The sequence below is a fragment of the Sphingomonas sp. 35-24ZXX genome (genome assembly GCF_000786215.1).
Lineage (GTDB): Bacteria > Pseudomonadota > Alphaproteobacteria > Sphingomonadales > Sphingomonadaceae > Blastomonas.
Map to the genome: position 1 here is coordinate 111,714 of NZ_JROG01000004.1, position 10,114 is coordinate 121,827.

Annotated in this window: 14 protein-coding genes; 10 read left to right on the forward strand and 4 right to left on the reverse strand. The window is 64.5% G+C overall.

Going from position 1 to position 10,114, the window contains the following annotated elements:
* Window positions 1-75 precede the first annotated feature (75 nt).
* The 10 genes from LI72_RS08785 (at window position 76) to LI72_RS08830 (ending at window position 6,762) form a co-directional block, all read left to right on the forward strand.
* Window positions 76-549, forward strand: a complete 474-nt coding sequence (locus tag LI72_RS08785; protein WP_033925548.1) for an SUF system Fe-S cluster assembly regulator — start codon at window positions 76-78, stop codon at window positions 547-549.
* Window positions 546-2,042 carry a Fe-S cluster assembly protein SufB gene (sufB, locus tag LI72_RS08790; RefSeq protein ID WP_033925549.1) on the forward strand — a complete coding sequence of 499 codons (1,497 nt, stop codon included), beginning with the start codon at window positions 546-548 and terminating at the stop codon, window positions 2,040-2,042. Before LI72_RS08785 ends, sufB begins: the two co-directional genes overlap by 4 nt.
* Window positions 2,039-2,350: a hypothetical protein gene (locus LI72_RS08795; protein WP_052129674.1), complete on the forward strand. Its 312-nt coding sequence runs from the start codon at window positions 2,039-2,041 to the stop codon at window positions 2,348-2,350. Before sufB ends, LI72_RS08795 begins: the two co-directional genes overlap by 4 nt.
* 61 nt (window positions 2,351-2,411) lie before the next feature.
* Window positions 2,412-2,648 carry a toxin-antitoxin system YwqK family antitoxin gene (locus LI72_RS08800; RefSeq protein ID WP_033925550.1) on the forward strand — a complete coding sequence of 79 codons (237 nt, stop codon included), beginning with the start codon at window positions 2,412-2,414 and terminating at the stop codon, window positions 2,646-2,648.
* Window positions 2,635-3,375, forward strand: coding sequence for a Fe-S cluster assembly ATPase SufC (gene sufC, locus LI72_RS08805; RefSeq protein ID WP_033925551.1), 741 nt, complete (start codon window positions 2,635-2,637; stop codon window positions 3,373-3,375). The genes LI72_RS08800 and sufC overlap by 14 nt, the downstream gene beginning before the upstream one ends.
* A gap of 13 nt (window positions 3,376-3,388) precedes the next feature.
* Complete coding sequence (locus LI72_RS08810) at window positions 3,389-3,940, forward strand: DUF7010 family protein (protein WP_033925552.1); 552 nt, start codon at window positions 3,389-3,391, stop codon at window positions 3,938-3,940.
* Between the two features lie 8 nt (window positions 3,941-3,948).
* Window positions 3,949-4,707, forward strand: a complete 759-nt coding sequence (locus tag LI72_RS08815) for a SufD family Fe-S cluster assembly protein (protein WP_443018119.1) — start codon at window positions 3,949-3,951, stop codon at window positions 4,705-4,707.
* Complete coding sequence (locus tag LI72_RS08820) at window positions 4,707-5,930, forward strand: aminotransferase class V-fold PLP-dependent enzyme (RefSeq protein WP_033925554.1); 1,224 nt, start codon at window positions 4,707-4,709, stop codon at window positions 5,928-5,930. Before LI72_RS08815 ends, LI72_RS08820 begins: the two co-directional genes overlap by 1 nt.
* Window positions 5,931-5,935: 5 nt before the next feature.
* Complete coding sequence (locus LI72_RS08825; protein WP_033926206.1) at window positions 5,936-6,409, forward strand: DUF59 domain-containing protein; 474 nt, start codon at window positions 5,936-5,938, stop codon at window positions 6,407-6,409.
* The gene (locus LI72_RS08830; RefSeq protein WP_033925555.1) at window positions 6,406-6,762 is read left to right on the forward strand and encodes a HesB/IscA family protein; all 357 of its coding nucleotides are present in this window, start codon (window positions 6,406-6,408) and stop codon (window positions 6,760-6,762) included. Before LI72_RS08825 ends, LI72_RS08830 begins: the two co-directional genes overlap by 4 nt.
* Window positions 6,763-6,783: 21 nt before the next feature.
* Here LI72_RS08830 and ribB read toward each other — a convergent pair whose 3' ends face one another.
* The 4 genes from ribB to LI72_RS08850 are packed head-to-tail and all read right to left on the reverse strand — an operon-like array spanning window position 6,784 to window position 10,100.
* On the reverse strand, window positions 6,784-8,064 hold the full coding sequence (gene ribB / locus LI72_RS08835; RefSeq protein ID WP_033925556.1) for a 3,4-dihydroxy-2-butanone-4-phosphate synthase: 1,281 nt from the start codon (window positions 8,062-8,064) through the stop codon (window positions 6,784-6,786).
* 58 nt (window positions 8,065-8,122) lie between these two features.
* The gene (locus tag LI72_RS08840; RefSeq protein WP_033925557.1) at window positions 8,123-8,737 is read right to left on the reverse strand and encodes a riboflavin synthase; all 615 of its coding nucleotides are present in this window, start codon (window positions 8,735-8,737) and stop codon (window positions 8,123-8,125) included.
* Between the two features lie 32 nt (window positions 8,738-8,769).
* Window positions 8,770-9,753 (reverse strand): bifunctional diaminohydroxyphosphoribosylaminopyrimidine deaminase/5-amino-6-(5-phosphoribosylamino)uracil reductase RibD, encoded by a 984-nt coding sequence (gene ribD, locus LI72_RS08845; protein WP_269429430.1) that lies wholly within the window; start codon window positions 9,751-9,753, stop codon window positions 8,770-8,772.
* A complete protein-coding gene (locus LI72_RS08850) occupies window positions 9,750-10,100 on the reverse strand; it encodes a hypothetical protein (RefSeq protein WP_033925558.1) in 351 nt (116 codons plus the stop codon). The genes ribD and LI72_RS08850 overlap by 4 nt, the downstream gene beginning before the upstream one ends.
* Window positions 10,101-10,114 lie beyond the last annotated feature (14 nt).

A 10,114-nucleotide genomic window follows, 5' to 3' on the forward strand; every position in this document is an offset into this window, starting at 1 on the left:
TCACCCTTGATTTTCGCAGCCAAAACAGCCATCTGGTAATCGGAACGATTCACTCCGATTAGCCGGAACCGCCTTATGCGCATGTCCAGTCTTGCCGATTACGCCGTGGTGCTGATGAGCGCCGCTGCCCGCCATTGCGGCGGAATGCGCTGCAATGCGCGCGTTCTGGCGACCGAGACCGGCCTGCCGTTGCCGACCGCGCAAAAGCTGGTGAGCAAGCTGTCGGCGGCCGGGCTGATCGAATCGGTGCGCGGCGCAGGCGGCGGTTTCCGCCTGTCGCGCCCGCCCGCTGCCATCACGCTGGCGGATATCGTCGAGGCGGTCGACGGCCCGATCGAGATCACTGTGTGCGCGGGCGATCATGCCAGCGATTGTGCGATGGAAGGCAGCTGCCACGTCCGCCCGCACTGGCAGATCGTCAACCGCACCATCCGCGCGGCGCTCTCCAGCGTGACCCTCGCCAGCCTGGGGCAGCACATTCCAACCTCTCTCGGCCTCGACCCCGCGCGGCCCGAACATCAGCTTGATCTCAAAAGGACCGTCTCTTGACCGACGATAACACTCCCGCAGACACCAAGGTGCGCGACGCCGATGCGTGGGCGGCGGCGGAAAAGGCGAGCACCTATGAATGGGGCTTTTCGTCTGCCATCGAACAGGAAATGGCGCCCAAGGGTCTGACCGAAGACACCGTGCGCTATATCAGCGCCAAGAAGAACGAGCCCGAATGGATGCTCGACTGGCGGCTGAAGGCGTTCCGCATCTGGCAGACGCTGGAGACGCCCGACTGGGCCAAGCTCAACGTGCCGCCGATCGATTATCAGGACGCCTATTATTACGCCGAGCCCAAGGCCAAGCCCAAGCTGGGCAGTCTGGACGAGGTCGATCCCGAGATCCTGGAAGTCTACAAGAAGCTCGGCATCCCCATCGAGGAGCAGAAGGTGCTCGCCAATGTCGAAGGCGCGCGCAAGGTTGCGGTCGATGCGGTGTTCGATTCGGTTTCGGTCGCCACCACGTTTCGCGAGGAACTGAGCCGCGCGGGCGTGATCTTCATGTCGATCAGCGAGGCGATCCGCGAATATCCTGATCTGGTCAAGAAGTGGCTGGGCAAGGTCGTTCCGGTGCGCGACAACTATTTCGCGACATTGAATTGCGCGGTCTTTTCCGACGGCACCTTCGTCTACATCCCCAAAGGCGTGCGCTGCCCGATGGAGCTGTCGACCTATTTCCGCATCAACGCGGAGAACACCGGCCAGTTCGAACGCACCCTGATCATCGCCGACAAGGGCAGCTATGTGTCCTATCTCGAAGGCTGCACAGCACCGCAGCGTGACGAGAACCAGCTCCACGCCGCCGTCGTCGAACTCGTCGCGATGGACGATGCCGAGATCAAGTACAGCACCGTGCAGAACTGGTACCCCGGCGACGCCGAGGGCAAGGGCGGCATCTACAATTTCGTCACCAAGCGCGGCCTGGCGCAAGGCGCGCGCTCCAAGATCAGCTGGACCCAGGTCGAAACCGGCTCTGCTGTGACGTGGAAATATCCCTCGTGCGTGCTCAACGGCGAGGACAGCGTCGGCGAGTTCTATTCGGTCGCGGTGACCAACAATTACCAGCAGGCCGATACCGGCACCAAGATGATCCACAACGGCAAGGGGTCGCGCTCGACCATCGTGTCAAAGGGGATCAGCGCGGGGCGCAGCAACAACACCTATCGTGGGCTGGTGCGGGTTGCGCCCGGCGCGGAGGGCGTGCGCAACTTCACCCAGTGCGACAGCCTGCTGCTCGGCGACCAGTGCGGCGCGCACACCGTGCCCTATATCGAGGTGCGCAATCCTTCGGCGCAGATCGAGCATGAGGCGACGACCAGCAAGATCAGCGACGATCAGCTATTCTACGCAATGCAGCGCGGGCTCTCGTCCGAAGACGCGGTGGCGCTGATCGTCAACGGCTTCGCGCGCGAGGTGCTCAAGCAGCTGCCGATGGAATTCGCGGTCGAAGCGCAGAAGCTGCTGGGGATTTCGCTGGAAGGCTCGGTCGGTTGATCCTGCTCGCCGCCCTGACTGTGATGCAGCCCGCGATGGTGCCGCCCGCCCCGGCGGACGAGATCGTTGTGGTCGCCGAACGGATGAAGCGGATCAAGCTGCGGCTGTCGCGCAAGAAGGGCGTGCTGAAAAGCTGCCGCGTGCGTGTCTCGAGCGGCGATCCGGTGATCGATGGCTATGCCTGCGAAGCTATCGGCACGTGCATGGCCGAAGGCGCGGTCAAGCGCCAGCCGCTCGCCGATTGCTCGACCGACAAGGTGCTGGCGTTCTATATGGACCGCCGCAGCGCTGCGGAGACAAGCGAATGATGGGCTTTACATCCTTAAGCCTCCCCGTGCCGGGGAGAAGTTCGTTTGAGGAGTGCGTGGCGTGAGCGGCGCGGTCGATCATGTCGAATACCATCGCCAAGGCACTGTCTGCGCCAAAGGCCAGATGCTGGATGGGAAATTTCACGGATACTGGGAATGGTATCGCAAGGACGGGTCGCTGAAGCGATCCGGTCATTTCAACCGAGGCGAGCAGGTCGACATATGGACGACCTATGATGCCGACGGTGCCCCCTACAAGACGACCAGGATGAAGATTGTATCCCATGCTCAAGATTGAAAATCTCCACGCCCAAGTCGGCGAAACGTCGATCCTCAAGGGCCTCTCGCTCACCATCAACGCGGGCGAGATCCACGCGATCATGGGGCCGAACGGCGCGGGCAAGTCTACGCTCGCCTATACTTTGGGCGGACGGCCAGGCTATGAAGTGACCGAAGGTTCTGCGACCTTCGACGGCCAGGATCTCCTCGCCCTCGAACCGCACGAGCGCGCGGCGGCTGGCCTGTTCCTCGGCTTCCAGTATCCGGTCGAAATCCCCGGCGTGTCCAACCTGCAGTTCCTGCGCGAGAGCCTCAACTCGCAGCGCCGCGCGCGCGGGGAAGAGCCGCTGTCGGGCGCGGAGTTCATCCGGTTGGCCAAGGAGAAGGCAGGGCTGCTCAAGATGGACATGGACATGCTCAAGCGGCCGGTGAACGTCGGCTTTTCGGGCGGCGAGAAGAAGCGCAACGAGATGGTGCAGATGGGGATCATCGATCCCAAGCTGGCCTTGCTCGACGAGACCGACAGCGGCCTCGACATCGACGCGCTGCGCATCGTCGGCGAGGGCATCAACTCGATCATGCGCAAGCCCGACAAGGCGGTGCTGCTGATCACGCATTACCAGCGGCTGCTCGATCTGGTGAAGCCCGATTTCGTGCATGTTCTCGCCGGCGGGCGCATCGTGCGCAGCGGCGGCGCGGAACTGGCGCTCGAACTCGAAGAACAGGGTTATGAAGCCGTAGCGTGATGGGGGTGCGAGCATGATGGACGCCAACACCAGTCTGAAGGATCTGCAGGCCGATTTTCTGGCGGGCAGCTCGACGTCCATGCCGATCGTCGGCACGGTCTACTGGCTGGTGGTTCTTATTGCATCGCTCTATCTCCCCATCAACACCGTGGCCTACATCGTGCTGATCGGCAGCGGCATGATTCTGCCCGGTGGGCTGCTGCTCGACAAGGCGCGGGGCCTCAACAAGACCCAGCGCGGCGACCCCAAGAACCCGCTGATGCCGATGTTTATCAAGGGCACCGCGGTCGTGGTGCTCACTTGGCCTTTGGTCATCATTGCCGCGCAGATTGCCGAGGACCCGAACATCATCATCTTGGGTGGTGCGGTGCTGATGGCCCTCGTGTGGATCCCTTATGGCTCCGCCGCCGATGATCCGGTCGGCATGCAGCACGCCGTCGGCCGCAGCATCGCCTGCTACCTCGCCATCTGGTTCGCCCCCGCGCCTTACAAGGCAGCCGCCGTCAGCGCGGTGGTGGTGGCCAGCTACATGTTCACCTTTTTACGCATGAAGAGACCCGTTTGATGGCGTCGATCCACACTCTCCCGCTCCCCACCCGCAAGGACGAGGCCTGGCGCTATGCCGATCTCGATGCGCTCGCGCGCGTCTGGGGCGATGTGCCGCAAGGGCCCGAACGGATCGTCGTTCCCGCCGGTGAAACGCTGGCCAAGCAGATCGTGCTGCCGGTGGCGATGTCGGGCGTGTCGATCACCGATCTGGATGTGGTGATCGAGGCAGGCGCGACCTTTGCGCTGCACCTGCTCGCCACCGATGCCGATTATGGCCGTATGAGCGTGAACGTGCTGCTGCACGAAGGCGCGCATTTCGAGATGGGCGGCGCGATCCTGGGACATGCCGATCAGACGCTGGAGATCGTCACCAGCGTCAACCACGCGCACCCCAATGCCACCAGCAATCAGGTGGTGCGCAGCGTGCTCGCAGGGCACGCCACCGGATCGTTCCTCGGCAAGGTCGCGGTCGCGCGGCATGCGCAGAAGACCGATGCCTCGCAGTCGGTGAAAGCCATGCTGCTCGACCGCACCGCGACCGCCAATGCCAAGCCCGAGCTCGAAATCTATGCCGACGACGTGAAATGCGCGCATGGCGCGACCGTGGGCGAGCTCGACAAACAGGCGCTGTTCTACATGGCCGCGCGCGGGCTTCCGCCGCAGGTCGCGCGCAAGCTGATGCTGCAGGCGTTCATCGCCGATGCGTTCGTGTCGCTGGAAGACGATGCCGCGCGCGAGGCGATCGAGACGCGGGCACTCGCGGCGCTGGAGGGTCTGGCGTGATGGCCACGCTCGCCCCCACCCGCCTGCTGGATCACCGCGCCGATTTTCCCGGGCTGGTCACGGCCGACGGCAAGCCCTGGCATTATCTCGATACCGCCGCGACCGCCCAGAAGCCGCGCGCGGTGATCGATGCGATCGCGCGTGCCTATGGTCCCGACTATGCGACAGTCCACCGCGGCGTCTATGCACGTTCGGCGGACATGACGATCGCCTATGAGAATGCGCGCCGCAAGGCAGCGTCGTTCATCGGCGGGCGCGAGGATGAGACCTTGTTCGTGCGCGGTGCGACCGAGGGGATCAACCTCGTTGCGCACAGCTGGGGCCTGGCGAACCTCAAGCCTGGCGACCGCATCATGCTCAGCCAGCTCGAGCATCACAGCAATATCGTGCCTTGGCAGCTGGTGGCTGAGCGCACCGGCGCCGTCATCGATGTCGCGCCGTTGACCGACAATGGCCAGATCGATCTGGACGCGATGCAGGCGATGCTGACCGAGCGGCACAAGATGGTCGCGCTGGCGCATATCTCCAACGTTCTGGGCAGCGTGCTCGATGCGCGCCGCGCGGCGGATCTGGCGCACAATGTCGGCGCGCTGCTGCTGCTCGATGGCTGCCAGGCGGTGCCCCGGCTGCCGGTCGATGTCGCGGCGCTAGGTTGCGATTTCTACGTCTACAGCGCGCACAAGCTTTATGGCCCCACCGGAATCGGTGTGCTGTGGGGCAGAGCCGAGCTTCTCGATGCGATGCCGCCTTGGCAGGGCGGCGGCGCGATGATCGACCGAGTGACCTTTGCGCGCACCACTTATGCTCCGCCGCCGCAGCGGTTCGAGGCGGGCACGCCGCATATCGCAGGCGCGGTCGGACTGGCTGCCGCGATCGATTATGTCGAAGCCATCGGCGTCGCGGCGATCCACGCGCATGAATGCGCTTTGGTGGCCGAGGCGCAGGAGGCGCTGGCGGGCATCAATGCGATCCGCGTGTTCGGGCCCAAAGACAGCGCCGGCATCCTCTCGTTCGAGATGCAGGGGGTGCATCCGCACGATATCGGCACCATATTGGACGAGGCGAACGTCGCGATCCGCGCAGGGCACCATTGCGCGCAACCGCTGATGGATCATCTCGGTGTGCCCGCTACGGCACGGGCGAGCTTCGGCGTTTACAGCAACAGCGATGACGTTTCCGCTCTGGTGCGGGGACTGGAACGGGTGCGCAGGATTTTCGGGTGATGGACATGGAAGAGACAGGCAAGATCATGGTCGATGAAGTCGAGGCGGTCACCAAGCCGCCCAAGGCGCGCGTGCAGGATGTAGCCGAGCCCGCCGCATCGGACGAACCGCGCCGCCGCGACTATCTCGACGGCTTCCTCGCCGAAAAGCCGCAGGGCGTCTCCCCCGGCGAGCCGGGCGGCGCCGTCTATGAAGCGGTGATCGAGACGCTCAAGGGCATCTATGATCCCGAAATCCCGGTGAACATCTACGACCTGGGGCTGATCTACGGCGTCGAGGTGAATGACGGCCATGCCATCATCACGATGACGCTGACCACGCCGCACTGCCCGGTCGCTGAATCCATGCCCGGAGAAATCGAACTCCAGGTGGGCGGCGTGCCCGGTGTCGGCCATGCCGAGGTCAATCTGGTCTGGGACCCGCCGTGGGATCCGGGCAAGATGTCCGATGAGGCCAAGCTTGAAATGGGAATGTTATGACCACGACTGCCACCCGCGCCCGTCCTGCCGCGCTGACGCTGACCCCTTCGGCCGAGGCGCGTATCGCGCACCTGATGGCCAGCGCACCTGCCGGTGCGATCGGCGTGAAGCTCTCTACCCCGCGCCGGGGCTGTTCGGGCCTGGCGTATTCGGTCGATTACGTCACCGAAGAGGCGAAGTTCGACGAGAAGATCGAGACGCCCGGCGGCACCTTCTATGTCGATGGTGGATCGGTGCTGTACCTGATCGGATCGGTGATGGACTGGGTGGAAGACGATTTCACTGCCGGGTTCGTGTTCGCCAACCCCAATGCCAAGGGGGCCTGCGGCTGCGGCGAGAGCTTCACGGTCTGAAGCTCCCGCGCTGCAGCGCGATCATTCCATCGGGATCGCGCGTTCACCGACAATCGACAGGCCATAGCCGTCGAGCGCTACCAGGCTGTGGTGCGAATTGGTGAGCAGCTCCATCTCGTTGACGCCCATTTCGGTGAGGATCTGCGCCCCGATGCCGTAATCACGCAGCTCCTCCATGTCGGGCACGGCTTCGCCCGACTTCATGCGCACTGCCTGGCTGAGGCTGTTGATGCCATGCCGGTTGAGCAGCACCACCAGCCCCGATCCTTCGGCGCCGATGATGTCCATGGCCTTGCCCAGCACCCCCGAACGCGGGCCGGTCTCGCCGAAAATGTCCGAGAACGGGCTGAGCACATGCATGCGCACCAGCGTCGGCTTGTCGGGATCGACATGCCCCTTCTGCAGCACGATCTGTTCGTTTCTCTCGGCCTTGTTGTAGAAGACGATCGCCTTCCAGTCGCCGCCATGTTCGCTGGTGAAGCGGGCTTCGGCGCGGCGCTCGACCAGATGGTCGTTGCGGCGGCGATAGGCGATCAGGTCGCGGATCGTGCCGATCTTCATGCCATGGATGTGCGCGAATTCGATCAGGTCGTCGAGCCGTGCCATGGTGCCATCGTCGTTCATGATCTCGCAGATCACGCCGGAAGGATTGAGGCCGGCCAGCCGCGAGACATCGACCGCAGCTTCGGTGTGGCCTGCGCGGACCAGCACGCCACCATCGCGCGCCATCAGCGGGAAGACATGGCCCGGCGTCACGATCTCTTCGGGGCCTTTGCTAGGATCGATCGCCACGGTGACGGTGCGCGAACGGTCCGCCGCGCTGATTCCGGTGGTGACGCCGGTGCGCGCCTCGATCGAGACGGTGAAGGCGGTTTCGTGCCGCGTGCCGTTCTGCCGCGACATGAGGTTGAGGCCCAGCTGCTCGACCCGGTCGCGGGTCATGGCAAGGCAGATCAGGCCGCGGCCGTATTTGGCCATGAAGTTGATCGCATCGGGGGTCGCCATCTGCGCGGGGATGATCAGATCGCCCTCGTTCTCGCGGTCCTCGTCATCGACCAGGATGTACATCCGCCCGTTGCGCGCCTCGTTGATGATCTCCTCGGCGGTTGCCATCACCCCTGCGGGATCGCGCGACAGATAGCGCTCGAGCTTGCCCAGCGTCTCGGCGGTGGGGTTCCAGTCGGCCTCGCCCAGCTTGCGCAGCGAATTGGCGTGGAGCCCGGCGGCGCGCGCGAGCCCGGCGCGGCTTTCCTGGCCGGTCTCGATGATTTCGACGATGCGTTCGATCAACTGCGATGACATGGGAATATCCTTTCGGAGATTCCGATATCACATTACAGTGTGAGTCAAAAGTGAGAAATCACATCGAAAGCGATTTTGCCTCGTTCATTCGCATCAGATAGCGCGCGAGCACGTCGATCTCCAGATTGACCGGATCGCCGACTTGCAGATCACCCAGCGTCGTCATCTGCCAGGTGTGCGGGATGATGTTGAGGCCGAAATGTACGCTGCCGTCGGCCTGGTCGGCATGGCTGTTGACCGTCAGCGACACACCCTCGACGGTGATCGACCCCTTGGCGGCAATATAAGGCGCCAGCGCCTGCGGAGCCGAAATCGTGAAACGGATCGAATCGCCTTCGGCTTCCCGTGCCGCCACTATGCCCATGCCGTCGACATGGCCGGTGACGATATGCCCGCCCAGTTCATCGCCGATCTTCAGCGCGCGCTCGAGGTTCAGCCGGGTGCCCTGCACCCATTGGCCCGCGCTGGTCTTGCTGACGGTTTCGGCCGAGATGTCCACGGTGAACCAGTCATCGCCCTTCGAGGTCACCGTCAGGCAGGCCCCCGAGCACGCGATCGATGCCCCGATCGCGACGCTCGCCATGTCATAGCCGCAGCGGATCCGCGCATGCAGGTCGCCGCGCTGTTCGACATGGTCGATCGTGCCGATATCGGTGATGATTCCCGTAAACATGGTCGTCCTCGTATCCTTGAAGCGCGGATGCGTCAGCGCACCCGCTGGTAGCTTTCCATCCGGTCGTTGCCAAGCAGCCGTGTGTCTTGAAGCTGCCACCGCCCGTGTGCTCGGGTAAGGTCGGTGAGCCCGATGTCGCCCAGGGCGCCGCGTCCCTGGCCGATCAGCACGGGCGCGCGGTAAAGCAGCAGCCGGTCGACCATATCCGCTGCCAGAAAGGCCGCAGCAACCTCCGCGCCGCCCTCGACCATCAGCCAATCGACCCCATCGAGTGATCCGATATCGTGCGGCGAGCGGATCGCGGTCCAGTCCGGCGGCGCGTCGCCCATCCGGCTGAGCAGCACGCGGCGCGGCGAGCGGTGCTCCAGCCCCGGGATGCGGACATCCAGCCGGGGCGCATCGGTGCGCAAGGTACCGCCGCCGACGAGGATCGCATCATGATGCGCGCGCTCCAGATGCGCGTGCGCGCGAGCCTCGTCGCCGGTGATCCAGCGGCTGGTGCCATCGGCCAGGGCGATTTGCCCGTCGAGCGAGGTCGCCAGCTTGAGCGTCACGAACGGGCGGCCGAGCGTCTGGCGGGTGAGGAACCCGGCGAGGCTGGCCCGTGCCTCGGCCTGCGCGATGCCGGTATCCACCGCGATGCCTGCTGCACGCAGCCGCGCGATCCCGTTGCCATTGGTGCGCGGATCGGGGTCCTGCACCGCGATGACGACGCGCGCCACGCCTGCGGCGATCAGCAGGTCGGCGCAGGCGGGGCCGCGCGCGCTCTGGTGGGCGCAAGGTTCCAGCGTGACATAGGCGGTCGCGCCACGCGCCGCATCACCTGCGGCATCGAGCGTCATCGCTTCGGCATGCGGTCTGCCGCCCCGGTCGGTCCACCCGCGTCCGATGACGCGGCCATCGTTGACCAGGATGCAACCAACGGCGGGATTGGGGCTGGAGAGCGCCCGGCCCCGGCCCGCGAGCGCGATGGCCGCGCGCATCCAGTCGGCATCAGACCGCGCGGATGCGATCACTCGGTATCCATGCCCAGCTGTTCGGCCAGGCGGCGGTACTGCGCCTTGCGCTCTTCCTCGCGCGCCAGCCTTGCAGCCTCGCGCTTTTCCTTGGCTTCCTGATTGGCGACGTTCTCAGCGGCGATCTGCTGGTCGCTTCGCCCGGGATCGAAGCTTGTCACCCAGGTAACCTCGGGCCGCTTCCATTCGACCTCGAAGCCGGATTCGCCGAAAAACGCGCCGAACACGGCAAAGGTGCACGCCAGCGACAGCGCCAGAAAGCGCCATTTGTGCTCCTGCTGGTCGAACCAGTAAGCCTTGAGGTCGGCCGCAGCCCGCACCGGCGAAATATCGCGAAAGAATCCCATAGCGCCCAAGATAG

Excerpts from the sequence above, each read along its gene's own strand:
- LI72_RS08785 (WP_033925548.1), top strand. The coding sequence starts at position 76 with ATGCGCATGTCCAGTCTTGCCGATTACGCCGTGGTGCTGATGAGCGCC.
- sufC (WP_033925551.1), top strand. The coding sequence starts at position 2,635 with ATGCTCAAGATTGAAAATCTCCACGCCCAAGTCGGCGAAACGTCGATC.
- LI72_RS08810 (WP_033925552.1), top strand. The coding sequence starts at position 3,389 with ATGATGGACGCCAACACCAGTCTGAAGGATCTGCAGGCCGATTTTCTG.
- LI72_RS08820 (WP_033925554.1), top strand. The coding sequence starts at position 4,707 with ATGGCCACGCTCGCCCCCACCCGCCTGCTGGATCACCGCGCCGATTTT.
- LI72_RS08825 (WP_033926206.1), top strand. The coding sequence starts at position 5,936 with ATGGAAGAGACAGGCAAGATCATGGTCGATGAAGTCGAGGCGGTCACC.
- LI72_RS08830 (WP_033925555.1), top strand. The coding sequence starts at position 6,406 with ATGACCACGACTGCCACCCGCGCCCGTCCTGCCGCGCTGACGCTGACC.
- ribB (WP_033925556.1), bottom strand. The coding sequence starts at position 8,064 with ATGTCATCGCAGTTGATCGAACGCATCGTCGAAATCATCGAGACCGGC.
- LI72_RS08840 (WP_033925557.1), bottom strand. The coding sequence starts at position 8,737 with ATGTTTACGGGAATCATCACCGATATCGGCACGATCGACCATGTCGAA.
- LI72_RS08850 (WP_033925558.1), bottom strand. The coding sequence starts at position 10,100 with ATGGGATTCTTTCGCGATATTTCGCCGGTGCGGGCTGCGGCCGACCTC.